Source organism: Brachybacterium sp. Z12 (assembly GCF_014400405.1).
GTDB lineage: Bacteria > Actinomycetota > Actinomycetes > Actinomycetales > Dermabacteraceae > Brachybacterium.
This window is the reverse complement of the sequence record NZ_CP060496.1, coordinates 1,086,119-1,109,447: the sequence shown is the minus strand read 5'-3', so window position 1 is coordinate 1,109,447 and position 23,329 is coordinate 1,086,119. Positions and strand designations below refer to the sequence as shown.

General features: G+C 70.1%; 16 protein-coding genes, 3 tRNA genes and 3 pseudogenes. 9 read left to right on the top strand and 13 right to left on the bottom strand.

Annotated elements, in window-relative coordinates:
• Window positions 1-28 precede the first annotated feature (28 nt).
• From valS to H3H54_RS05955, 4 genes and pseudogenes are all read left to right on the top strand, one after another.
• Window positions 29-2,705, top strand: a pseudogene (valS, locus tag H3H54_RS05970) (valine--tRNA ligase).
• Window positions 2,706-2,794: 89 nt separating this feature from the next.
• Window positions 2,795-3,214, top strand: a complete 420-nt coding sequence (locus H3H54_RS05965) for a hypothetical protein (RefSeq protein ID WP_262425908.1) — start codon at window positions 2,795-2,797, stop codon at window positions 3,212-3,214.
• Between the two features lie 221 nt (window positions 3,215-3,435).
• A complete protein-coding gene (locus H3H54_RS05960) occupies window positions 3,436-3,774 on the top strand; it encodes a hypothetical protein (RefSeq protein ID WP_262425907.1) in 339 nt (112 codons plus the stop codon).
• On the top strand, window positions 3,755-3,904 hold the full coding sequence (locus H3H54_RS05955; RefSeq protein WP_262425906.1) for a hypothetical protein: 150 nt from the start codon (window positions 3,755-3,757) through the stop codon (window positions 3,902-3,904). Before H3H54_RS05960 ends, H3H54_RS05955 begins: the two co-directional genes overlap by 20 nt.
• A 54-nt stretch (window positions 3,905-3,958) precedes the next feature.
• Here the strand turns inward: H3H54_RS05955 and selB are convergent, their stop codons facing one another.
• The 3 genes and pseudogenes from selB to H3H54_RS05940 all read right to left on the bottom strand — a co-directional run bounded on the left by selB (window position 3,959) and on the right by H3H54_RS05940 (window position 7,232).
• Window positions 3,959-5,746, bottom strand: a complete 1,788-nt coding sequence (selB, locus tag H3H54_RS05950; protein ID WP_262426414.1) for a selenocysteine-specific translation elongation factor — start codon at window positions 5,744-5,746, stop codon at window positions 3,959-3,961.
• Window positions 5,746-7,079 (bottom strand): annotated as a pseudogene (gene selA / locus H3H54_RS05945) (L-seryl-tRNA(Sec) selenium transferase). The gene selB and the pseudogene selA overlap by 1 nt, the downstream one beginning before the upstream one ends.
• A 58-nt stretch (window positions 7,080-7,137) precedes the next feature.
• Window positions 7,138-7,232, bottom strand: a tRNA-Sec gene (locus tag H3H54_RS05940).
• A 73-nt stretch (window positions 7,233-7,305) separates the two neighbouring features.
• On the opposite strand from H3H54_RS05940, the gene selD reads away from it, so the two are divergent.
• Window positions 7,306-8,322, top strand: a complete 1,017-nt coding sequence (gene selD / locus H3H54_RS05935; RefSeq protein WP_262425905.1) for a selenide, water dikinase SelD — start codon at window positions 7,306-7,308, stop codon at window positions 8,320-8,322.
• An 18-nt stretch (window positions 8,323-8,340) separates the two neighbouring features.
• Here the strand turns inward: selD and nrfD are convergent, their stop codons facing one another.
• The 7 genes from nrfD to H3H54_RS05900 all read right to left on the bottom strand — a co-directional run bounded on the left by nrfD (window position 8,341) and on the right by H3H54_RS05900 (window position 17,023).
• Window positions 8,341-9,456, bottom strand: a complete 1,116-nt coding sequence (gene nrfD / locus H3H54_RS05930) for an NrfD/PsrC family molybdoenzyme membrane anchor subunit (RefSeq protein ID WP_262425904.1) — start codon at window positions 9,454-9,456, stop codon at window positions 8,341-8,343.
• Entirely contained in the window at window positions 9,453-10,454 is a 1,002-nt protein-coding gene (locus tag H3H54_RS05925; protein WP_262425903.1) for a 4Fe-4S dicluster domain-containing protein, read from the bottom strand. The genes nrfD and H3H54_RS05925 overlap by 4 nt, the downstream gene beginning before the upstream one ends.
• Window positions 10,451-13,747, bottom strand: coding sequence for a formate dehydrogenase-N subunit alpha (fdnG, locus tag H3H54_RS05920; protein WP_262425902.1), 3,297 nt, complete (start codon window positions 13,745-13,747; stop codon window positions 10,451-10,453). Before fdnG ends, H3H54_RS05925 begins: the two co-directional genes overlap by 4 nt.
• A 46-nt stretch (window positions 13,748-13,793) precedes the next feature.
• Entirely contained in the window at window positions 13,794-14,138 is a 345-nt protein-coding gene (locus H3H54_RS05915; protein ID WP_262425901.1) for a chorismate mutase, read from the bottom strand.
• Window positions 14,135-15,475 carry an ATP-dependent Clp protease ATP-binding subunit ClpX gene (gene clpX / locus H3H54_RS05910; protein WP_262425900.1) on the bottom strand — a complete coding sequence of 447 codons (1,341 nt, stop codon included), beginning with the start codon at window positions 15,473-15,475 and terminating at the stop codon, window positions 14,135-14,137. The genes H3H54_RS05915 and clpX overlap by 4 nt, the downstream gene beginning before the upstream one ends.
• Window positions 15,476-15,716: 241 nt before the next feature.
• Complete coding sequence (locus H3H54_RS05905; protein ID WP_262426413.1) at window positions 15,717-16,352, bottom strand: ATP-dependent Clp protease proteolytic subunit; 636 nt, start codon at window positions 16,350-16,352, stop codon at window positions 15,717-15,719.
• 98 nt (window positions 16,353-16,450) lie between these two features.
• A complete protein-coding gene (locus H3H54_RS05900; RefSeq protein ID WP_262426412.1) occupies window positions 16,451-17,023 on the bottom strand; it encodes an ATP-dependent Clp protease proteolytic subunit in 573 nt (190 codons plus the stop codon).
• 477 nt (window positions 17,024-17,500) lie between these two features.
• Here H3H54_RS05900 and H3H54_RS05895 point away from each other — a divergent pair, with 477 nt between their 5' ends.
• Entirely contained in the window at window positions 17,501-18,325 is an 825-nt protein-coding gene (locus tag H3H54_RS05895; RefSeq protein WP_262425899.1) for a C40 family peptidase, read from the top strand.
• 66 nt (window positions 18,326-18,391) lie between these two features.
• On the opposite strand, the gene H3H54_RS05890 is transcribed toward H3H54_RS05895, so the two are convergent.
• The 3 genes and pseudogenes from H3H54_RS05890 to H3H54_RS05880 form a co-directional block, all read right to left on the bottom strand.
• A complete protein-coding gene (locus H3H54_RS05890) occupies window positions 18,392-19,000 on the bottom strand; it encodes a dihydrofolate reductase family protein (RefSeq protein WP_262425898.1) in 609 nt (202 codons plus the stop codon).
• A 134-nt stretch (window positions 19,001-19,134) separates the two neighbouring features.
• Window positions 19,135-20,681, bottom strand: a pseudogene (tig, locus tag H3H54_RS19485) (trigger factor).
• A gap of 85 nt (window positions 20,682-20,766) precedes the next feature.
• Window positions 20,767-20,840: transfer RNA gene (locus H3H54_RS05880), tRNA-Pro, on the bottom strand.
• Window positions 20,841-20,978: 138 nt separating this feature from the next.
• Here H3H54_RS05880 and H3H54_RS05875 point away from each other — a divergent pair.
• From H3H54_RS05875 to H3H54_RS05865, 3 genes are all read left to right on the top strand, one after another.
• Window positions 20,979-21,052, top strand: a tRNA-Gly gene (locus tag H3H54_RS05875).
• A 223-nt stretch (window positions 21,053-21,275) separates the two neighbouring features.
• The gene (locus tag H3H54_RS05870) at window positions 21,276-22,814 is read left to right on the top strand and encodes an Ada metal-binding domain-containing protein (RefSeq protein WP_262425897.1); all 1,539 of its coding nucleotides are present in this window, start codon (window positions 21,276-21,278) and stop codon (window positions 22,812-22,814) included.
• The gene (locus H3H54_RS05865; protein WP_262425896.1) at window positions 22,811-23,323 is read left to right on the top strand and encodes a methylated-DNA--[protein]-cysteine S-methyltransferase; all 513 of its coding nucleotides are present in this window, start codon (window positions 22,811-22,813) and stop codon (window positions 23,321-23,323) included. Before H3H54_RS05870 ends, H3H54_RS05865 begins: the two co-directional genes overlap by 4 nt.
• Window positions 23,324-23,329 lie beyond the last annotated feature (6 nt).

Genomic DNA, 23,329 nt, shown 5'->3' with positions numbered 1-23,329 from the left:
TGGGGCACAGACCTGGAACAATGACCTCATGACCGATACCGCACCGCGCCCTGGCTCCACGATCCCCGACCGCCCCTCCCTCGAGGGCCTGGAGGAGAAGTGGGACGGCGTATGGAGCGAGCAGCAGCTCTACGCCTTCGATCCGGACACCACCCGTGACCAGGTCTTCAGCATCGACACCCCGCCGCCCACGGCATCCGGCTCGCTGCACATCGGCCATGTCTTCGGCTATTCGCAGGCGGACATGATCGCGCGCTACCAGCGCATGCGCGGCAAGAACCTGTTCTACCCGCTGGGCTGGGACGACAACGGCCTGCCCACCGAGCGCCGGGTGCAGAACTACTTCGGCGTGCGCTGCGACCCGTCCCTGCCCTACGACCCGGACTTCACGCCCCCGCAGGAGGGCGGCGACAACAAGTCCTCTAAGGCCGCGAACCAGCTGCCCGTCTCACGGCGCAACTTCATCGAGCTGTGCGAGCGGCTCACGGAGATCGACGAGAAGTCCTTCGAGGACGTCTTCCGCACCCTGGGCCTCTCGGTGGACTGGAACTACAGCTACCAGACGATCAACGCCCACTCCCGCGCGACCTCGCAGCGGGCCTTCCTCGAGAACCTCGAGGCCGGTCAGGCGTACCAGTCCGAGGCCCCCACCATGTGGGACGTCACCTACCGCACCGCGGTGGCCCAGGCCGAGCAGGAGGACCGCGACCGCGACGGGGCCTACCACCGCCTCGGCTTCACCAGGACTGACGGCTCCGGCGAGAAGGTCGTCATCGCGACCACCCGTCCCGAGCTGCTGCCGGCCTGTGTGGCGCTGGTGGCCCACCTGACGACGAGCGCTACCAGGGCCTGTTCGGCTCCACCGTGACCTCTCCCCTGTTCGGGGTCGAGGTGCCTGTGCTCGCGCACTCCCTCGCCCAGCCCGACAAGGGCGCAGGCATCGCCATGATCTGCACCTTCGGCGACTCCAACGATGTGACCTGGTGGCGTGAGCTCGAGCTGCCCACTAGGTCCGTGATCGGCCGTGACGGCCGGTTCCTCGCCGAGGCGCCGTGGATCTCCACCCCGGAAGGCCAGGAGCGCTACTCCGAGCTGGCCGGCCTGACGGTGTTCAGCGCCCAGAAGCGCGTGGTCGAGATGGCGACCGAGTCCGGGGACCTCACCGGCGAGATCGAGAAGATCTCCCACCCGGTGAAGTTCTACGAGAACGGCGACAAGCCGCTCGAGTTCGTCACGTCCCGCCAGTGGTACCTCACCAACGGCGGCCGCGATCAGTCCGAGGGCGGTCTGCGCGATGCGCTCATCGAGCGCGGCCGCGAGAGCTGACCTGGCACCCGGCGTACATGGAGTCCCGCTACCGCAACTGGGTGGAGGGCCTGGCCGGTGACTGGCTGATCTCCCGCCAGCGCTTCTTCGGCGTCCCGTTCCCGATCTGGTACGCGGTGGGCGCCGACGGCGAGACCGACTACGACACCGTGCTCACCCCGCCCGTCGAGTCCCTCCCGATCGACCCCACGATCGATGTGCCGGCCGGGTACACCGAGGAGCAGCGCAATCAGCCGGGCGGTTTCGTCGCCGATCCCGACATCCTCGACACCTGGGCCACGTCCTCGCTGACCCCGCAGCTCGCAGGCGGCTGGAACTCCGGCGCGGAGGCCGACGGGCTCTTCGAGAAGGTCTACCCGATGGATGTGCGCCCCCAGGGCCACGACATCATCCGCACCTGGCTGTTCTCCACCATCGTGCGCTCCCACCTGCAGCAGGATTCGCTGCCGTGGAAGCATGCCTCGATCAACGGCTGGATCCTGGACCCGGACCGCAAGAAGATGTCCAAGTCCAAGGGCAACGTGGTCACCCCCATCGGGCTGCTGCAGCAGCACGGCTCCGATGGCGTGCGCTACTGGGCCGGCCGGGCCCGTCAGGGTGTGGACACCGCGTTCGATGAGGGGCAGATGAAGATCGGTCGCCGTCTGGCGATCAAGATCCTCAACGCCTCGAAGTTCGCCCTCGGGTTCGGTGAGGCGCCTGCGGATCCCTCCGGGCGTCTGGCTGCGGATCCGTCGGTGGTCACCGACCCGCTGGACCGTGCCCTGCTCGCGCAGCTGGCCACGGTGGTGGAGCAGGCGACCGCGGCCCACGACGACATGGACTACGCCCGGGCCCTCGAGGTCATCGAGCCGTTCTTCTGGGCGTTCTGCGATGACTACATCGAGCTGGCCAAGGAGCGCGCCCACGGCAACTCCCCCGCCGGGGAGGCCGGCGCCGCCTCGGCCCGCGCCTCGCTCGCGATCACGCTCGAGGTGCTGCTGCGCCTGTTCGCCCCCGTGGTCGTGTTCGCGACCGAGGAGGTCTGGTCGTGGTGGCGCGGCGGCAGCGTGCACACCCAGCCCTGGCCCGAGGCGGGCCCGCTGAAGGAGGCCGCAGCCGGTCAAGATGCGGCGCTGGTGGACTCCGTGGCACAGGCCGCGATCACGCTGCGGCGCATCAAGTCCGACGCGAAGGTCTCGCAGAAGACCCCCATCCTGTCCGTCACGGTGGTGGCACCGCCGGCCGCTCTCGCACATCTCGAGGCCGCCTCCGCGGACCTCACGGCCCTGGGCCGGATCGAGAAGCTCGAGCTGGTGGTCGGCGAGGGCGAGGAGATCCTCACCCGCGACGTCGAGCTCGGCGAGCCGCCGGTCAAGCAGCCGCGGAACCAGGGCTGACCCCACGCAGGCTGAGCCCACGCCGGCTCAGTCTGCGCAGGCCCGATCAGCGCCGGAGCTGAGAAGCCGGCGCGGCGAAAGGAAACCCAATGGGCTTCGCCACCGTCCGGGCAGGAACCAGCTCCGGACTCATGTGGGCCGGTGCCGCGATCGTCGCCGTCGGTGTCTTCACGGCGCTGTTCGCCGTGGCCCTGATCCTCCGGGGTGAGGTGCTGGGTGCCGTGCTCGTGGTGCTGCTCGGACTGCTGGTGATCGGGGCCGGGGCCGCCCTGTTCCTGCTCGCCCGCCGGGCCTGCGCACGTCTGGATGCCCGCGGGGTCACTTGGTCCACGATGCTCGGAGCTCGCGGCTTCGTGCCCTGGGAGGAGGTCCACCAGGTGGTGGTCCCAGGGATGCACGAGCCCGGCGACTCGGTGCTGCTGTGGCTCCGGGACGGCTCCATGGTGCCGATCTCGCCGCTGCGGAAGACGCAGAGCGCCGGGGACAGCACCGGCCCTCATCCGTGGTAAGTACGGGCCGGTGCCGCAGTGATCAGGGCGCATCAGCAGTGGCTTGCGCAGAACCCCGAGTCCGGGCGCTGAGCCCACCCGGCCGGAGCGGTCGCGCTGAGCCAGAGGGCGAGATTCCCACCCACCACGAAGCCGAACTCGGCGGTGGATATGGTTCCGATGGCCCAGCACCGGGACACTAGTGTGGCCAGGCCCGTGCCCTCTCACGTCGGAGAACCCTCTTGAGCATCACCATCCGCAGCGTCGCCGCCAAGGTGAACTACGCCGTCGGACCCTTCGTCATCCTTATCGGGATCGCGGCCGGCATCACGGCGATCATCCTGACGTGGGTCCTGGAGAGTGCCGGCTTCCTCATGCTGTTCCTCCCCTCGCTGCTGGCGATCGGCGCGGGCGTGTTCATCCTCTGGGCCGTACAGCGCTCTGGGCTGCGGATCGACGCTCAGGGCTTCAGCTGGTGCGGGGCGCTCAAGGCTCCGCAGTCATTGCGCTGGGAGCAGGTCCACCAGCTGCTGCCTCCCCGCCCGGCAGCCCCGGACCGTCGTGATCGCCCAGCTGCGTGACGGCCGGCAGGTCGAGGTCAGGGCGGTCTGGGAATCCCCGACCTCCTCGCTGCTGACCCCGATCGATCACAGCAAGGCGCAGAACGCTCTGCTCGGCGCTCATCAGAACTGGCTCGCCGCGCAGCGCTGAGGCAGGGCGGGAGACGGCCCGGCACATGGTGCTCCGCCCGGTTCAATGCACAGCTCAGCGCATGACCTCGCGGTGGCCGGGATCCGGGCGGCGAGTCCAGCCGCGGCTGTCGAGATGCTCGAGCAGCGGGATCGCGACTCGGCGAGTGGTCGCGAGCGCCTGCCGGGCCTCGCTCGTGGTGAAGGGCTGCGGCAGCGCGGCGAGCACGCGCATCGCCAGCGCGGGCGCCGCGGGCAGCAGGATCACCTCGTCCGGCAGGCGCAGCAGCCGTCCCTGCGCGGCTGCTGCCGCGAGCTCTCTCGGCCCGAGTCCCAGCGCGGCGAGATCGTCGGCCTCCGGCGCGGCGAAGGGTGATCGGGCGAGTCGCTCCTCGAGCGTGCGGACGCCGGTCTCGGCGGCGCCGAGATCCTGGCCCGAGTCCGCATCGCGCACCCGACCCTCGTGCTGGGTGAGTCCGGCAGCGGCCACGACCAGGTCGAGCAGCGCTTCGTCGGGCAGCGCGAGTGCATCGATCGCGGCTTTGCGCGGCAGCCCGGCGGTGAGCGGATCGGCTCGACGGTGCTGGGCGACGAGCGTGCCGAGCTGCTGCGTCCAGCCCTCCCTCGCCTCCGAATCCACCAGCCAGTCGCCGTGTCGGTGCACCGTCTCCGGCAGCGGGGTCGGCAACGTCATCCCGTAGCGGAGGAGGAGGGAGGCACGCACCGCGCCGCGGCGCCGCACCTCGACGGCGAGGTCGCCGCCGAGCGGCATCTGCTCGAGCACGACGCGTCGCCGCGCGCCGTCACCGCGCCGCTCGAGGGAGGGCGGGTCGAGATCGAGCACCTGCACGCCGTTGCGCACCGAGTGGCTGCCGCTGCTGCGCAGCACCAGGTCGTCCCCGAGCTGGAGCGGGAGCGGGCGGTCCAGGGTGAGGCGTGCGTGGTCGGGACCCAGCGGGCGCACGCGCACCCCGACCGCGGCGGTGCCGATGTGGGCCACCAGCTGCTGCGGGGCATCCTCGAGGAACGCCCCGGTGCTGCGGCGCACGTCCAGGAGATGCACGAGCTCCCAGGCGTCCGGGGTGAGCAGCACGTCGCCGCGACCGATCTCCTCAGTACTCACTCCGCGCAGATTCACCGCGGCACGGCTGACCGGCCCGAGCTGCTCGAGCGATCCGCCCCGGCTCTGGAGGCCGCGCACCACGACCTCTGCGCTGCGATCAGCGCTGCACAGTGCGAGGCGGTCCTCGCGGCGCAGGATGCCGCCGGTGAGGGTGCCGGTGACCACGGTGCCTGCCCCGGAGATCGAGAAGGCGCGGTCCACCCACAGGCGCACGCGCTGATCGGTCGCCGGTGCACGGGCGTTGCGGGTGACGGTGTCGAGCAGGTCCCGCAGCTCGTCCAGGCCCTGGCCGGTGACTGCGGAGACGCCGACGGCGGGCGCACCGGCGAGACCTGTCCGCGCCAGTTCCGTGCGGGCCTCGGCGATGACCTGCTCGACCCGGTCGGGGGCGAGGTCCGCGCGGGTGACGACGATGAGGCCCTGGTCGATGCCGAGTGCCGCGATCGCGTCGCGGTGGTCGGAGGACTGCGCCTGCCAGCCCTCATCCGCCGCGATCACGAAGCACACGATCGGGGCGGGGCCGAGGCCGGCGAGCATGTTGCCGAGGAACCGCTCGTGACCGGGGACGTCGACGAAGGACACCTCGCGGCCCGAGGGCAGCGCGGTCCAGGCGAAGCCGAGATCGATGGTCAGCCCGCGCTGCTTCTCCTCGTCGAGCCGATCCGGCTCGATCCCGGTGAGAGCTCGGATGAGGGTTGATTTGCCGTGGTCGACATGGCCGGCGGTGGCGATGACCTGCATCATCGAGAATTCTGCTGCAGGCGTTCGCGGGCCGCGGTCACCGCCCGGACGAGACGCTCATCCTCGGCAACGGGCACGCAGCGCAGATCCAGCAGGCAGTCACCGTCCCGCACGGTGGCGACGACCGCCGGCTCGCCGGTGCGCAGCGGGGCCGCGAGCTCGGGCTCGAGGGCGAGCGCCCAGCCGGGCAGCGGGACCTCGGCTCCTCCCCCGCCACCGACCCGGCCTTCGTGGGCGATCACGCGCCCGCCGATCTGTCCGGCGAGGCTCTCGGTGCGCTCACGCAGCGTGACCGAGTCCTGGCGCAGCGCCTCGAGCACCGGGGAAGGGGCCCGGTGAGGGTCGCCTCGAGCGCGGCGAGGGTGAGCTTGTCCGCGCGCACGGCCCGGGCCAGGGGGTGCCGGGCGAGGCGCGCGATGACCTCGGCGTCGCCCAGCAGGATCCCGGCCTGCGGGCCGCCGAGCAGCTTGTCGCCGGAGGCGATGACCAGATCCGCGCCGTCGCGCAGGGCGGTGGCGGCGTCGGGTTCGTCCGGCAGCTGTGGCTCGGGGGCGAGCAGGCCGCTGCCGAGATCCGCAATCAGCGGGATTCCGGCCTCCCGGCAGGGGCCGGCGAGCTCGCGCAGGGCCACCTCGGAGGTGAAGCCGATGACGCGGTAGTTGCTGGTGTGGATGCGCAGCACGCAGCCGGTCCCGGGGCCGATCGCTCCTGTGTAGTCGGCGAGGTGAGTGCGGTTGGTCGTGCCGACCTCGCGGAGGCGCGCGCCGGTCGAGGTGATGAGGTCCGGCAGGCGGAAGCCGGCACCGATCTCGATCATCTCCCCTCGGCTGAGCACCACCTCTCCGGTCCCGGCCAGTGCTGTGACGGCCAGCAGCAGGGCGGCCGCCCCGTTGTTCACGACCAGCGCGTCCTCGGCCTCGGGGCAGGCGGCCAGCAGCGCCGCCCGCGCCCCGGCGCCGCGGCGGGAGCGGGCCCCGGAGCCGAGGTCGAACTCGACGTCGGTGTACCCGGCGGCATCCTGCAGCGCTGTGCGCGCGGCCGCAGACAGCGGCGCCCGGCCGAGGTTGGTGTGGACGATGACCGGTCGCGTTCAGGACCGGGCGCAGGGACGCGGCGGGACGATCGCCGAGGGCGGCGAGGATCTGCTCCTGCACCTGTTCGGGGTGATCTCTCCCGCCCGGGCGCGGTCCTGGACCGCGCGCACGATGCCCACCACCACGCGTTCGCTCATCGTCGCCGCTGCGGCTGCGATGTCGGGATGGGCCAGCAGCTGGTCGGTGCGCGGGATCCGACGGCGCGGGTCCGTGCTCTCCTCGCCGGGCTGCGGGGGCACGGGCACGGGACCTCCAGGGGCCGACGGGGCGGTGCCGCCCGCGGGGGCGGCGAATGCATGGCGGAGGCGGACGGGAATCGAACCCGCCAGACCGAGATGCTCGGTCTCACCGGTTTTGAAGACCGGGGCGCCCACCAGGACACGTACGCCTCCGCGGCCCAAACTATCACCGCCGGACCTGGGACGACTCCCTCACCGAACCCGGACAGGCCAGTAGGCTCGGCCCATGAGCGACTCCCCGATCCGTCCTGTGGCCCAGCCCGCGATCCGACTGACCACCATGGCGCACGGCGGCGGCTGCGCCTCGAAGATCCCGCCGGGCGAGCTCGAGGAGGTCGTCTCCACCCTCGCCGGTCAGCAGTACGAGCAGGTGATCGTCGGCCTGGAGGACGGTGATGACGCCGCGGCGGTGCGGATCGGCGAGAACGGGCAGATCGCCGTGCTCTCGACCGCTGATTTCTTCACCCCCGTGGTGGACGACGCCTTCGACTGGGGGCGCATCGCCGCCGCCAACGCCCTCTCGGACATCTACGCGATGGGCGGCGACCCGGTGGTGGCGATCAATCTGGTGGGTTGGCCCCGCTCGGTGCTCCCCTACGAGCTGCTGCAGGAGGTGCTCGCCGGCGGCCTCGCCATCGCGAAGGAGGCTGGTGTTCCGGTGATCGGCGGGCATTCTGTCGATGACCCGGAGCCGAAGTACGGCATGGCCGTCACCGGCACCGCGCATCCGGACCGCCTGCTGCGTAACGACGCCGCCGAGGCGGGACTGCCGATCACCCTCACCAAGCCGCTCGGGGTGGGCCTGCTGAACAATCGTCACAAGTCCACCGGCGAGGTCTCCAGCGCCGCCATCGAGACGATGACGCAGCTGAACCGCGATGCCTCGAAGGCCGCTCTTGCCGCAGGGGCGAAGGCGGCGACCGACGTCACCGGCTTCGGTCTGCTGGGGCACCTGTTCAAGATGGGCCGCGCCTCCGGGGTGGGCATGGTGATCGACCGGGCTGCGGTGCCGCTGGTGGAGGGCGCCGCCGAGGCGCTGCGCGACGGATACGTCTCCGGTGGGACGCGGCGGAACCTCGACTGGGTGCGCGAGGACGTGCGCGCGGGCGCCGGCATCGGCGAGGAGGATCTGCTGCTGCTCGCCGACGCCCAGACCTCAGGCGGTCTGCTGGTGATCGGTGAGGTCCCCGGCTACCCGATCATCGGAGAGACCGTCGAGGGGTCCGGCATCGACGTGCGCTGACCTTCCCTCTGCGGGGGCTCAGCCGGAGGTGCTGATCGAGTCGTCGGTGATGCCGGAAGCACGGCGCGCCGCCAGGCGCGCCTTCTGCGGCTCGATGACGCGGCGGGGGTCCTTGACCGACTCGAGCCCGGCATGGAGCACCCCGAAGCGGGTCAGCGCCGAGGAGGTCAGCAGGGCGGCCCCGCTCGCCGCGGCGATCCACCGGTTGCGGCCGCCCAGCACGGTGCCGATGCCACCGGCGATCGCGAGACGCTCGGCCCACTTCAGCATGGTCCCGGGCCGCCCGGTCTCGAGCGGCTCGGCCTCCAGCGGGTGCATCGACTCCTTCATGCGGTTCATGGAGACGACATCCCCGACCACCCCGGCGGTGGCCAGCAGACGCGCCGGCCCGGTCTCCGCGACGGGGCTGGTGACCATCGCCGCGCCGCCTGCGGCGAGGCTCGCCGAGGAGACGAAGAGGTACGAGAGGTGGCCGCGGCCGGCCTCCCAGGTGGGCACCACGGAGTTGCCCAGCAGCGCGCCCGTGTACGAGGCCAGCACCGGAGCGAGGGCCACCTGCGCGAGTGCGGCGGGGACTTCCGCAGCGCCCAGCAGAGGGCGCAGCACGCCGAGCGGGAGCCGCTGCCCCGTCATGCGGTCCACCTCGAGCGCGCCGAGGACGCCGGAGAAGCTGGCGAACCCGCCGACGATCCAGGTGCCCAGGCTCATCGGGGAGGTCACCTTGACGGTGCGCATCATGTTCAAGAAGCGCTCCGGGCGTCCCAGATCCTCGATCAGGGCGAGGGTGCCCAGCCCCACCGTGCCCAGCGCGGTCAGGCGAGCATTGCGCCGCAGCACCGGGCGATCGGTGCACTGCGCCCCGAAGGCCAGCATCCCCGAGCCGGCGGCGACCCCGCCCAGGAAGAGGTAGATCGCGATCGGCCCCTTCCACGGCGGGGCCTTCACGACGGGCCGGCCGTAGTAGGAGTCGAACTCGTCGGAGCGGGTGAACTCGACGTCCTCGACGACGGCGCCCTCGCGGGAGCCGTCTCCCATGCCGACCTCGTTCAGGCTGCGTCGCCGGCGGCCCCCGCCCCGGCGGCGTCGGCGCGGCGGCTGCGGCGGACGGTCCGCGTCGAAATCGGTGATGCTCATCGGCGTGATCCCAGGAAGGAGAGGGCGACGGCGGCGATCATGCCCGCGGCGGCGATCCCCGCGGTGGCGTAGGTCTGCGGCAGCGACTTGGTGGGCACCTGCGGGTCCGGCGGGAGGCCGTAGACCTCGGGCTCGTCCAGCAGCAGGAACACCGATCCGGTGCCGCCCACGCCGTCCTTCGGGTTCGCGCCGTAGAGGCGTGCCTCGGTCATGCCGCGCTCATGGAGATCGGTGACCCGCTGCTGCGCCTCTGCGGTCAGGTCGGGGTGATCACCGAACTTGATCGACTGGGTGGGGCAGGTCGCGGAGCAGGCGGGCTCCTGCCCGTCGACCATCTTGTCGTAGCACAGCGTGCACTTGCTGGCCGTGCCCATGCGTTCGACCTTGTCCTCGCGGTGCGCGAACGGTGAGATGGTCCCGTCGTCCCGGCGCTCGATGACACCGAAGGGACAGGCGCTCACACAGGTGCCGCAGCCGTTGCAGACGTCCTCCTGCACCACCACGGAACCGAACTCGGAGCGGAAGATCGCACCGGTCGGGCAGACGTCGAGGCAGCCGGCATTGGTGCAGTGCTTGCAGACGTCCGAGGACATCAGCCAGCGGAACTCGGGGGTGTCCGGTGGGGTGAGGTCCGAGGAGGAGAGGTCACCGGCGGGCAGCGCGCCGCGGGTGCCCGAGGACTTCGGGCCGATCCCGGGCATGCCGAGGCTGACCAGCTTGCGGCCCGATTCGCGAGCCTCCTCGATGCGCTCCTGGCTCTGCTCGATGAACGCGACGTGGCGCCAGGTGTTGGCCCCGAGCTCGCCGGTGTTGTCGTAGCTCGAGCCGAGGATCTCCAGGTTGCCGTCGATGGGGTTGCGGTTCCACTCCTTGCACGCCACCTCGCAGGCCTTGCAGCCGATGCAGATCGAGGTGTCGGTGAAGAAGCCCTTGCGCTCGTGCTCGTGCTCCCAGCCGGCATCCGCGGCGGGTCCCTCAGGTCCTGAGAGCAGGCTCATCGATCCTTCATCTCCTTCATCGAGCGTTCTCCGCTGGGCACCGCGCTGGCCTCCTCCGGACCTCGCACCTCGTGCGGGACGGAACCATCGGCCGGACCGGCACCCGGGGCGCCCGCGGCACCGTCCACCGCCGGATCCTCCGACATGATCAGCCCGGCACGGCGACGGTAGGACTCCACCAGCTCCCCGCGCTCCGGGCCCCGGGGCCGGCGCCCTGGAATGAGGGTGCAGGAGTTGTTCTTGCTGTTCTGGATCTGGGTGTTGGCGTCGAGGTTCATCCCGATGAGGTCGTTGGCGCCGTCACCGCGGACGATCGCTTCGGTGCCCTGCCCCCAGTGGAACGGGAGCCCGATCTGGTGGACGACCTGATCGCCCACCTGCAGGGGCTTCATCCGTTCAGTGATCAGGACCTTCGCCTCGATCGCGCTGCGCGCCGAGATGATCGTCGCCCAGCCGTAGGGCTCCAGGCCCACTTCTGCGGCGAGCTCCGGAGAGACCTCGCAGTACATCTCGGGCTGCAGCTCCGCGAGATAGGGCAGGAAGCGGCTCATGCCGCCGGCCGTGTGATGCTCGGTGATCCGGTAGGTGGTGAACACGTACGGGTAGACCTCGCCGCCTGCGCCCATCGCTCCAGGCGAGCTGAGGTTGTCCTCGTCCTGGAACGTGACCCTGGTGGGGTTGGACTGCTGCGCGTACAGCGGGTTGCGGATGTTCGACTCCGGCGACTCGTAGTGCGTCGGAATCGGGCCGTCGACCATCCCGGTGGGAGCGAACAGCCAGCCGCGACCGTCGGACTGCATGGTGAACGCATCCGTGCCGGACAGCGCCGCGACGCCGCCCTGGCTCGGGTCGCCAGGATCGTCCGGGCGCTTCGTGAGGGGGAAGTCGGGGATGTCATGACCGGTCCAGCTGCCGGCCTCCTCGTCCCACCACACGAGCTTCTTCCGCTCGCTCCACGGGCGGCCCTGGGGGTCGGCCGAGGCTCGGTTGTAGAGGATCCGACGATTCGCCGGCCAGGCCCAACCCCATTCGGCGGCGGTCTCGTCCTGGTCCTGTCCCGGCCGGCGGCGCCGTGCCTGGTTGACGCCGTCCGCATAGACCCCGGTGTAGATCCAGCAGCCGCCGAGGGTGGAGCCATCACCCTTCATCTCGCCGAAGGAGGCGAGCGGCTGCCCGGCCTTCTCCCCGCTGAGATGACGGCCGTTGATCTCCGCCAGCACCGCCTCGGCGTCCGGCTCGCCGTGCTCGTTGACCGGGTAATCCCAGGTGAGCTCGAGGATCGCCCGGTCACGGGGGTCGGTCGAGTCCTTGAGCTTCTCCCGGATGCGGCAGCCCAGCTCGTACATGAACTGCAGGTCGCTGCGGGCGTCGCCCGGTGGCTCGACCGCCTGGTCGCGCCACTGCACCATGCGCTGGGTCTGGGTGAAGGAGCCCGCCTTCTCCGTGTGGTTCGCAGCCGGCAGGAAGAACATCTCGGTGGCGATCTGCTCCGGGGTGAGCTCCCCGGATTCGATCTCCGGGCCGTCCCGCCACCAGGTGGCGGACTCGATCATGTAGAAGTCCCGCACCACCATCCATTCCAGGTGCGACATGCCCAGGCGCTGGAGCCGGCCGTTCGCGGAGCCGACAGCCGGGTTCTGGCCGAAGAGGAAGAATCCGTCGACCCCGCCCTCGAGCATCCGCATCGTGGTCTGGTACGTGCCGTGCGCGCCGGTCAGCTTCGGCAGGTGGTGGTAGCCCCAGTCGTTCTCGGCGGTCGCGTGCTCGCCCCACCACGCCTTGAGCAGGTTGACGGTGTAGATGTCCGCGTCCGCCCAGAAGCCCTTCTGCTCCTTCTTCCCGATGGCGCGGGTGAACTCCGCGAAGTCGTCCTGGCCCACCTTCGGCATCGGCAGGTAGCCGGGAAGGATGTGGTAGAGCGTGGGGATATCGGTCGAGCCCTGGATCGTGGCGTGCCCGCGCAGCGCCATGATGCCTCCGCCCGGGCGCCCCATATTGCCCATGAGCAGCTGCAGGATGCCGGAGGTCCGGATCATCTGCGCTCCGCCCTGGTGCTGGGTCCAGCCCAGTGCGTAGGCGAACATCGTGGTCTTCTCTCGCCCCGAGTTCTCCGCGATCGAGGTCGCGAGGTGCTCGAAATCCTCCGGGGAGATGCCGCAGGTGTCCTGGACCATCTGGGGCGTGTAGCGCGCATAGTGGCGCTTCAGCAGCTGGAACACGGTGCGCGGGTGCTGGAGGGTCTCGTCCCGCTCCGGCATGCCGCGCGCGATGCTGTCCTCGTCCCCGGCATAGGCCCAGGCGCTGTTGTCGTACGTCCCGCTGTCGGCGTGGTAGCCGGAGAACAGGCCGTCGAGGTCCTCGGGGTCGGCGTACTGCTCGGAGATGATCGTCGAGGCGTTGGTGTAGGCCTGGACGTACTCCTTGAAGTACAGCTCGTTGTCGAGCACATGCCGGATCACGCCGCCGAGCAGCACGATGTCGGTGCCGGCACGGATCGGGATGTGCCGATCAGCATTCGCAGAGGTGCGGGTGAAGCGAGGATCCACATGGATCACCCGTGCGCCGCGCTTCTTCGCCTCGATCACCCATTGGAAGGCGACCGGATGGGCCTCTGCCATGTTCGAGCCCTCGATGACTATGAGGTCCGCATTGGCGAAGTCCTGGACGGACTGCGTGGCACCGCCACGACCGAACGAGGCTCCCAGACCGGGAACCGTGGCGGAGTGTCATATGCGGGCCTGGTTCTCCATCTGGATGGCACCCGCGGCCGTGAAGAACTTCTTGATCAGATAGTTCTCTTCATTGTCGATGGTCGCGCCGCCGAGGCTGGCGATGCCCATCGTGCGCTTGAGGGGCCGGCCCTGGTCGTCCTCGTCCTCCCAGTGCTTGCGGCGGGAGGCGATGAAGCGATCAGCGATCATGTCCATCGCTGTGTCGAGCTCGAGGTCCTCCCACTCGGTGGCGTACGGGCGGCGGTAGCGCACCTTCGTCTGTCGCAGGTAGGAGTTCGCGAGCTGCTGGCTGGCCGCGCCCTTGGGGCACAGGCGGCCGCGGGACACCGGAGAATCCGGGTTCCCCTCGATCTGGATGACCTTGCCGTCCTTGTGGAAGACCCGTTGCCCGCAGCCGACTGCGCAGTACGGGCAGATGCTGTCCGCTACGCCATCGGCCGAGCCGGTGCGAGGGGCGGTGTCCCGGGTCCTCGCCGAGGTGACCGAGGTGCCGCGGCCCGTCGGATCCGCCCCACGGAGCTGCCGGACCACCGGCCAGTCGAGGAACGTGATGCGAGCCATGCCGGCCATGCTATCAACCTGGTGCAGAGAACCGGAGGGTGCGGGCTCAGATCTCGGTCGGGCCCTGATCGCGGATCCGCTCGTGGTGGCGGATCACCTCGGTGACGATGAAGCGCATGAAGGCTTCGGCGAAGGTGGGGTCCAGGCCTGCCTGGTCCGCGAGGTCTCGCAGGCGAGCGACCTGCTCGCGTTCACGGGACGGGTCAGCGGGAGGCAGCCCGTGCTCAGCCTTGAGCACGCCCACCCTCTGGGTGTGGGAGAAGCGTTCGGCCAGCAGATGCACGAGCGCGGCATCGATGTTGTCGATGCTCCGCCGCTCCTCCAGCAGCAGTTCCCGGGCGTGGGCCACCGCGGGGTCCACGTCGCCGGGGATCGAGTCCGGACCCGTCATGCCGTGCGCTCCTGGCGGGGGCGTCCGCTCTCGTGGTCCGCGTCCTTGCCGGTCAGCATCAGCGGGGCTCGCGCCTGGGTGACGACGCCCTCGGTGATGACGACCTTGACCACGTCATCCCGCGAGGGGACCTCGAACATCACCGGCTGGAGGGACTCCTCGAGGATCGCGCGCAGGCCGCGCGCTCCCGTCTGGCGCTCGATCGCCTTGTCGGCGATCGCTTCCAGAGCGCTGCGCTCGAAGTCGAGCTCGACGCCGTCCAGTGCGAACATCTTCTGGAACTGCTTGACCAGCGCGTTGCGGGGCTCGGTCAGGATCGTGATCAGCGCGTCGCGATCGAGGTTCGTCACGCTCGTGATCACCGGCAGGCGGCCGATGAACTCGGGGATCAGCCCGAACTTCAGCAGGTCGTCAGGCAGCAGCTTGGTGTAGATCTCCTCCTGCTCGAGCGCGGTGTGGAGGTGGGAGCCGAAGCCGATGCCGCGCTTGCCGATGCGCGAGCCGATGATGTCCTCGATGCCGGCGAAGGCGCCGGCCACGATGAACAGGACGTTCGTGGTGTCGATCTGGATGAATTCTTGGTGGGGGTGCTTGCGCCCGCCCTGCGGCGGCACCGCGGCGACCGTGCCCTCGAGGATCTTCAGCAACGCCTGCTGGACTCCCTCGCCGGAGACGTCGCGGGTGATCGACGGGTTCTCGGACTTGCGGCCGATCTTGTCGATCTCGTCGATGTAGATGATGCCGCGCTCGGCCTTCTTGACGTCATAGTCAGCGGCCTGCAGCAGCTTGAGCAGGATGTTCTCGACATCCTCGCCGACGTACCCGGCTTCGGTGAGCGCCGTGGCGTCGGCCATCGCGAAGGGGACGTCGAGCATCCGGGCGAGGGTCTGGGCGAGGTAGGTCTTGCCGCAACCGGTGGGGCCCACCAGCATCACGTTGGACTTGGCGACCTCGATGCGGTCCTGCTCGCCGTCCGAGTCCTCGGCGAGGCTCGCGGCGGCACTCTTGGCCGGGGTCGCGGACTCCTCGGCGTCCTGGGCGCGCACCCGCTTGTAGTGGTTGTAGACCGCGACCGCGAGCGCGCGCTTGGCGGGCTCCTGGCCGACGACGTACTCCTCGAGGAAGTCGAAGATCTCCTTCGGTGCCGGCAGCGGCTTCTCATCCTGGGACGCGGGCTGCGCGGCTTGGATCTCCTCGGCGATGATCTCGTTGCACAGCTCGATGCACTCTTCGCAGATGTACACACCGGGGCCGGAGATCAGGCGTTCGACCTGCTTCTGCGATTTCCCGCAGAAGGAGCACTTGAACACGTCGGACCCATCGCTCGTACGCGCCATGTCCGTGTCCTTTCATCAGGCCGTCAGCGGTTCTTCCACATATCCGACGGGTCGCGGCTCGGGGCCCGCGGACGCTCACCACGGTACCGCGCACACGGTCCTGACGCGGTGGGCGACGCGCCCCGGGATGCCGAGCGGGTGCATGCCGTCGGCCCCTGACCGCGCTGGTGAGCGCTCAGGGGCCGACGGTCATGCCTTCAGTGCAGTCCGAGCCGCGGGGCGGGCCCGGGACAGCGCGCGATCACTTGGGGAGCTGCGCCCGGGGCACCTTGCGTGACTCGAGCACCTGGTCGACCAGGCCGTAGTCCAGCGCCGACTTCGCAGTGAGGATCTTGTCGCGCTCGATGTCAGTGCTGACCTGCTCCTTCGTGCGGCCGGAGTGGAAGGCCAGGGTCTCCTCGAGCCACTCGCGCATGCGCATGATCTCGTTGGCCTGGATCTCGAGGTCGGAGGCCTGGCCGCCGCCCTGGCCGCCCATCGCCGGCTGGTGGATCATGATGCGGGCGTTGGGCAGCGCGAGCCGCTTGCCCGGAGCTCCCGCCGCCAGCAGCACCGCGGCGGCCGAAGCCGCCTGACCGAGGCACACGGTCGTGACCTCCGGCTTGACGTACTGCATGGTGTCGTAGATCGCGGTCAGCGCCGTGAACGAGCCGCCGGGGCTGTTGATGTACAGCGTGATGTCGCGGTCAGGATCCTGGGACTCCAGGACCAGGAGCTGCGCCATGACATCGTCGGCCGAGGCGTCATCCACCTGGACTCCGAGGAAGATGATCCGATCCTCGAAGAGCTTGGTGTACGGATCCTGCCGCTTCATGCCATAGGCGGTGCGCTCCTCGTACTGAGGAAGGATGTAGCGCGATGTGGGAAGCGGGGCCATCTGGCCGGCCTGGGCGGTGGGCAGCGCGCCGATGGCGCGGGGATCGAAGGTCACGGGGTCTCCTCGTGTCAAGGGTGTCGTTGGGTGCCGGGGCGCGATCAGTCGGTGCCGCCGCCGCCGGTGACGTCGCGCGCTCCGGTGACGATCTTGTCGATGAAGCCGTACTCGAGGGCCTCTTCCGCCGTGAACCACTTGTCCCGATCGGAGTCGGCGGTGATCTGCTCGACGCTCTTGTCCGTCTGCTCGGCGATCAGCTCGGCGAGCGTGCGCTTCATCGACAGGATGAGGTCGGCCTGGATCTTGATGTCGGTGGCGGTGCCCCCGAGCCCACCGAGGGGCTGGTGCATCAGCACGCGCGTGTGCGGGGTCGCGAACCGCTTGCCCTTGGTGCCGGAGGACAGCAGGAACTGCCCCATGGACGCCGCCATGCCCATCGCCACCGTGACCACGTCAGGCTGGATGTACTTCATGGTGTCGTAGATGGCCATGCCGGCGGTGATCGAACCGCCGGGGCTGTTGATGTAGAGGTAGATGTCCTTCTCGGGGTCCTCGGCGGCGAGGAGGAGCATCTTGGCGCAGATCGCGTTGGCGTTCTCGTCGCGCACCTCGGAGCCGAGCCAGACGATGCGCTCGCGCAGGAGGCGCTGGTAGACGTTGTCGTCCAGCCCCATCGGGGTGTCGCCGGCCGCGTTGCGGGGCGGGGAGGTCTGAGTGCTCTGCGAGGTCACGCGGGTCACGGTGTCTCCTTGATAGCGGAAATCGTCGATGTCACGACTCTAGGCGCTGGGTGGCGGCCGCGCGGGCCCTGTTCGCCGCAGGCGCACTGCGGACGCGCCCCGGCCCCCACAGCAGGACCGTCGCAGCGATTCGCAGACCCCGTCGCCGACGAGACCCCGGCGAACCCTCGACGAGCCCCGACGAGATGTGGTCCACCCCTCGGCGCTTGGTCAAGTCGTGGCGAGTTCGGGTCACGTCCACAGACACCTCTGTAAATAACGTGCCAAATCAACGGTCAGGCTCTGCCAAGCACCCTGACTTCAGCCCCTTCCCGCTCCTACTGTGGCTTCATCGCCCCGAACATGGTGGCCCCCACAGCCTGCAGTACACCCCGGCTCTCGGCCGGGACCGGAAGGAACGAACCGCTCATCATGGCTCAGAACAACACTCACCGCCTCGCCGGCCGCGCCCAGCTCCCGACCCACCACGCCCAGCGGGCCGCCCGTGGTCTCGGCGGAGCAGCAGTCCTCGGCACCGTGGTCCTCGGCTCGGCCTTCGTCGGCGGTTCCGCACAGGCCGCCCCCGCTGCCCCCACCGCTCCTGCCGCCCCGGCTGCGCAGGCCGCCCCCGCCGCTCCCACTGCGGCAGCCCCCTCGGCTGCCCTGGACTCCACGCAGAAGCTCCGCTGGGGCTCGCGCAGCGGTGCCGTGCAGGACCTGCAGACCGCCCTCAACGATCACGGTGCGAACCTGGCCGTCGACGGTGTGTTCGGCAAGCGCACGAACGCCGCAGTGAAGGACTACCAGGCATCCCAGGGCCTCCTGGTCGATGGTGTCGTCGGCCCGGACACCCGCGGCGCGCTCAACGGCGGCGGCGGTGTCGCCACCGGCGGTGCTTCGGCACCCTCCGCATCCTCCTCGAGCTCGAGCACCAGCTCGATCGTGGACACCGCCCGCTCGGCTCTCGGCACCCCCTACAGCTGGGGCGGCTCCTCGCTCAGTGGCTTGGACTGCTCCGGCCTGGTGAACTTCGCCTACCAGGCCGCCGGGATCGACCTCCCGCGCTCCTCCAGCCAGATCGCCAACGGCGGCACCCGGATCTCGCAGTCCCAGGCCCAGCCGGGCGACATCGTGGCGTGGCCCGGCCACGTCGCGATCTACGCCGGCAACGGCCAGGTCATCGATGCCTCCGGCTCCAAGCAGCGCGTCGTCGAGCGCGGCATCTGGGGCAACCCCAGCTTCGTGTCCTACCGCTGATCATCACGCATCACGATGGCCCGTCCCCTGCTCGGGGGCGGGCCATCGTCGTCCGTGCGGTCGTGCTCACGCTCCGGGCGCGTCGCGCGGATCTGCCGGCCGCCGCGGGCGATAGATCCGCCCCAGTCCGGGTTCGCCTCCTGGTATCGGACCGACCATCTCCCACGCGAGGGTCCGTCCGCCCGGGACCTCGAAGACGCGCGTCCCCTCCCCCAGCATGACCGGGGCGCTGAACATCCACAGCTCGTCGATGAGGTCGTGCTCGAGGGCCTGACGGGCGATGTCCGCGCTGATGATCTGCACATCCCGGCCACCGGCGGCCTCTCGTGCTCGCTGCACCGCCTGGACCACGTCCAGGTCCAGCGCAGTGACGGTGGGGTCGTCCTCGAGCTCCCACGGGCGATGGGTCAGCACGAACTCGCTGCCGTGCCAGGCTCCTCCGTACGCCTCCGCCGTGAGCTGCTCCCGCTCATCGGCCTGGGCTCGTGCGGCGTCGTAGCCTCGACGCCCCGAGATGATGGCGCCGACGGCGGCGGCGAGGCTTGCGATGACCGACTCGTCCAGCCGGGGACAGTCCTCGAGCCAGGACATGTCGTGTCCAGGGCCGGTGAGGAAGCCGTCGAGGGAGGCGGTGAAGCTCCAGGTGACCTTTCCCGGTCCGCTCGGCTGCGTCATCGGGCGCCTCCTCGAGGCTCAGGGCCGGGGGCTCGGGTGTGCCCGGGACGCCGAGTCTTCCACCGACGACGGCGGGCCGCCACCCCGAAGGGTGACGGCCCGCCGTCATGCTGCGCCCTCGAGAGGGCGGAGGGTCACTTGCTCTCGGACGCCTCGTCGGACTCGGCCTTCTTGGCCGCAGTCTTCTTGGCCGGAGCCTTCTTCGCCTTGGGCTTCTCCTCGGCGGCGTCGGTCTCCTCGGCGGCAGCAGCCTTCTTCGCCGGAGCCTTCTTGGCCGGGGCCTTCTTGGCCTTCGGCTTCTCCTCGGCGGCGTCGGTCTCCTCGTCGGACTCGGCCTTCTTGGCCGGAGCCTTCTTCGCCTTCGCCTTCGGCTTCTCCTCCGCGTCAGCCTTCTCGGCGTCGTCGTCGCCCTCGGCCTCCAGGCCCAGGTCGAGGACGTCGCCGGCGGCGTTCTTCACGGTGACGTCCGCGAGGACGACCTCGAGCGCCTTGGAACGCTGGACCTCGCCGAAGATCTGCTCGAGCTGGCCCGACTGGGCGAGCATCTGCAGCAGCTGGTTGGACTCGATGCCGTACTGGGTCGAGAGCTGGGTCATGTAGTTCATGAGATCGCTCTGATCGACGTTCACCTCGCGGGTGCCGTTGATCTCGTCCAGCAGGAACTGGGCTCGGACGGCCTTCTCGGTCTCCTCGCGGATCTCCTCGCCGTGCGGGTCGCCGGCCTCCTTGCCCTCGTTCTCGAGGTGGGAGAGGATCTCGTCCTCGACCAGCTGCTGGGGCACCGGGATCTCGAGCTCCTCGAGGAGCTTCTCGAGGAGGGCGTTGCGGCCAGGGCCACGCGGTTGCCCTCGGCGTCGGCCGCGGCCTGCTTCTTCAGGTCGTCCTTGAGCTCATCGATGGTGTCGAACTCGGAGGCCATCTCGGCGAACTCATCGTCGGCCTCGGGCAGCTCGCGCACCTTGACGGACTGCGCGGTGACCTTGACCTGTGCTTCCTCACCGGCACGGTCGCCGCCGGCCAGCTTGGAGGCGAAGGTGGTGGTCTCCTCGGCGGAGAGGCCGATGAGCGCCTCGTCGAGGCCCTCGAGCATGTTGCCCTCACCGATCTGGTAGGACACGCCCTCGACGGACTCGATCTCCTCGTCGTCGATCGTCGCGACCATGTCGAGGGACACGAAATCGCGATCCTGTGCGGGGCGGTCGACGCCCACCAGGGTGCCGAAGCGCTCGCGCAGCTCGTCCAGGCGGACCTCGACGGCATCCTCGTCGACGCTGGGCTCCTCGATCTCGACCTCGTAGGTCGAGAAGTCGGGCAGCTCGATCTCGGGGCGGACATCCTGCTCGACGGTGAAGAGGAGGCTTCCATCCTCGGAACCATCCAGGCCGGGCACCTCGGTGATCTCCACCTCGGGGCGGCCGACGGGCTTGATCTCCGCCTCAGCAGCAGCCTGCTGGTAGAAGTCGGGCAGGGCGTCGTTGACGGCCTCCTGCATGATCGCGGGGCGACCGAAGCGCTGCTCGACGAGCTTGGAGGGGACCTTGCCCTTGCGGAAGCCGGGGATCTGCACCTGATCGGCGATCTTCTTGGTGGCGGTCTCGACGGCGGGCTTGAGCTCGTCGAAGGGCACCTCGACGGTGAGCTTCACCCGGGTGGGGCTGAGCTTCTCGGACTCGGTCTTCACTGGTCAGGTCTCCCTGTAGATGGACAGTAGGTGGACGTTTCTGATGACGCCCCGGAGCTCGCACGACGGCGACCCGGCGACGGAGTCGGGGTGACAGGATTTGAACCTGCGACTTCCCGCTCCCAAAGCGGGTGCTCTACCAAGCTGAGCTACACCCCGGAGGGCAACCTAGGGAATATTACCCGTTCCTCCTGCGCCGTGCCCCGATCGGGCCGGGGCCCTGTGAGCAGATGCATGTCGCCTCCGCCACTGCCGATGTGCTCTCACGCCGCTGATCTGGTTCAATGGGACCGCAACGCGGGCGTAGCTCAATGGTAGAGCCTCAGTCTTCCAAACTGATTACGCGGGTTCGATTCCCGTCGCCCGCTCCATGTCCTGAGTCGCGTCATCGTTTACGAACGGTGACGCGACTCAGGCTTTTTCGCGCGGGTTCGCTTTCTGACCGGTCACGGCCTGGAGGGTCCCTTCCAGGGCGCCTTCGTGCAGGGCTCGCAGCTCCGCGCTGGTGCGGCGGGGCCTCCTGCGCGGGAATCTCCGCACCGTCCTGTCCGGATCCCGCTGGCGTCCCAGGCTGCCGAGGAGTTCACTGGGGGCATGAAGACGCTCACGGACGATCAGCGCTATGCGGCGATCTCCGCACGCGATGCCCGCTTCGACGGGGTCTTCTTCACCTGCGTGCGCTCCACGGGCATCTTCTGCCTGCCCTCCTGCCCCTCCCGCACTCCGCGCCGTGATCGGGTGGAGTTCGCCCCCAGCGCGGCGGCCGCCGTCGAACGCGGGTACCGGGCCTGCAAGCGCTGCGGCCCGCTCGCCCCTCCGGGCACCGCCGCCGACGATGCCGCCGGGTCGCTCTGCGCCCGCGCGCTCGAGCTGATCGGAGCCGGCGCACTGGATGCCGGCCCCGAGGGCAGGGCCCATGTGGCGGACCTCGCCGAGCGGCTGCACGTCACCGAGCGCACCCTGCACCGGACGCTGGTGGCCCGCACCGGTTCGGGCGCGGTCGCACATGCCCGGATGTTCCGCGCCCGGCGCGCCCACGACCTGCTGACCTCGACCGCGTGGTCGATCGCGGATATCGCGGCCTCAGCCGGTTTCGGCAGCGAGCGCCAGCTGCACGAGACGGTCCGCCGGATCTACGGGAGCGCGCCGACGGCGATCCGAGAGCGCACCGCCTCCGCTCGCGCTTCCCGCCTCTCGAGCGAAGAGGCTCCTCGCGCGGGCTCCGGCGACGTCGCAGTGGTACACGCGCAGCTGGCGGTGCGGCGCCCCTTCCACGGTGCGGGCCTCGCCCGCTGGTTCGCAGGGCGCGCGATCCCCGGGGTGGAGCAGGTCGAGGATCTGCGCTGGAGCCGCGCCGTGCAGCTCCCCCATGCTCCGGCTGTGCTGGAGGTCGATCTCGGTGCCACGGACGGCCCGCTGCCGTTCACCGCACGGCTCGGGGATCTGCGGGACGTCGCCGCCGCCGTCAGCCTCGCCCGCAGGATGCTGGACCTGGACGCGGACCCCGTCGGCATCGATGCCGGTCTACGCAGCGCCATGCCGGTCCTCGCCCCTCTCCTCGACGCCCGCCCCGGGACCCGGGTCCCCGGGACGCCGAGCCTCGACGAAGCCCTGCTGTGGGCCCTCGTGGGGCAGCAGATCAGCACCGCTCGTGCCCGGACCCTGCTCACCGAGGCCACCGACCTCGCCGGGGTCGCTCTGCCCGAGGCGCTGCGCACCGAGCACGTCCATCGCCTCCCGGTGTCCCCTGCTGTCGCCGGAGCCCGTGCCGAGGAGTGGTTCCGCGGCCCCGGCGCTCGTCGGCTCGCGTTGAGCGCGGTCCTGGCCGATCCGCCGGACCCGCACCTCCCGCTGCCCGAGCTGCGCACGCAGCTGCTGGCCAGGCGCGGGATCGGCCCGTGGACGGCCGACTACGCTCTGCTGCGCGGCGCGCGGGCGATCGATGTGGCCCCGGCGCGGGACGTGGCGCTGCTCGCCGCCGCCCGCGACCTCGGGATCGCCGAGGACTTCCCGACCCTGGAGAGTGCGCTCGAGGTCGCCTCTCCGTGGCGCAGCTATGCGGTGATGCACCTGTGGCATCACCGCGGCTCGCTCCCCTCAGATCGTCGCACTCTCCGGAAGGACCGCTCATGACCACTGCTCCCCTCGGGAACGCTCGATCGCACCGCACCGTCGAGACGCGCCTGGGCAGTTATTTGCTGGCCGCCGAGGAGGCGGGTCTCGTCGGCATCTGGCGGCAGGGCCAGCTGCGCTTCCCGACCGCTGAGCGGATGGGCAGCCCGGCTGCGGGCGCCCACGCCGTCCTCGACACGGCCGAGCGGCAGCTGCACGAGTACCTCGCCGCGGAGCGTGAGGATTTCGAGCTGCCGCTGGCTCCCGTCGGCACCGACTTCCAGCGTGCCGTCTGGGCGGAGCTGTCCTCGATCCCGCGCGGCAGCACCACCACCTACGGCGCGATCGCTCGCGCGCTGGGACGCCCCCGCGCGGCGCAGGCCGTCGGCGCCGCCGTCGGATCGAACCCGCTGTCGATCGTGGTGCCCTGCCACAGGGTCGTGGGCAGCAGCGGGGCGATGACCGGATACGCAGGCGGGATAGAGACCAAACAGGCACTGCTGCTCCTCGAGGGTGCCCTGCTCGCGTGACACCAT

Excerpts from the sequence above, each read along its gene's own strand:
- selD (WP_262425905.1), top strand. The coding sequence starts at position 7,306 with ATGAGCGACTCCCCGATCCGTCCTGTGGCCCAGCCCGCGATCCGACTG.
- nrfD (WP_262425904.1), bottom strand. The coding sequence starts at position 9,456 with ATGAGCATCACCGATTTCGACGCGGACCGTCCGCCGCAGCCGCCGCGC.
- clpX (WP_262425900.1), bottom strand. The coding sequence starts at position 15,475 with ATGGCGCGTACGAGCGATGGGTCCGACGTGTTCAAGTGCTCCTTCTGC.
- selB (WP_262426414.1), bottom strand. The coding sequence starts at position 5,746 with ATGCAGGTCATCGCCACCGCCGGCCATGTCGACCACGGCAAATCAACC.
- H3H54_RS05870 (WP_262425897.1), top strand. The coding sequence starts at position 21,276 with ATGAAGACGCTCACGGACGATCAGCGCTATGCGGCGATCTCCGCACGC.
- H3H54_RS05905 (WP_262426413.1), bottom strand. The coding sequence starts at position 16,352 with ATGGCCCCGCTTCCCACATCGCGCTACATCCTTCCTCAGTACGAGGAG.
- H3H54_RS05965 (WP_262425908.1), top strand. The coding sequence starts at position 2,795 with ATGGGCTTCGCCACCGTCCGGGCAGGAACCAGCTCCGGACTCATGTGG.
- H3H54_RS05915 (WP_262425901.1), bottom strand. The coding sequence starts at position 14,138 with ATGACGGGTCCGGACTCGATCCCCGGCGACGTGGACCCCGCGGTGGCC.
- H3H54_RS05865 (WP_262425896.1), top strand. The coding sequence starts at position 22,811 with ATGACCACTGCTCCCCTCGGGAACGCTCGATCGCACCGCACCGTCGAG.
- H3H54_RS05890 (WP_262425898.1), bottom strand. The coding sequence starts at position 19,000 with ATGACGCAGCCGAGCGGACCGGGAAAGGTCACCTGGAGCTTCACCGCC.
- H3H54_RS05895 (WP_262425899.1), top strand. The coding sequence starts at position 17,501 with ATGGCTCAGAACAACACTCACCGCCTCGCCGGCCGCGCCCAGCTCCCG.
- H3H54_RS05900 (WP_262426412.1), bottom strand. The coding sequence starts at position 17,023 with ATGGGGCTGGACGACAACGTCTACCAGCGCCTCCTGCGCGAGCGCATC.
- H3H54_RS05925 (WP_262425903.1), bottom strand. The coding sequence starts at position 10,454 with ATGAGCCTGCTCTCAGGACCTGAGGGACCCGCCGCGGATGCCGGCTGG.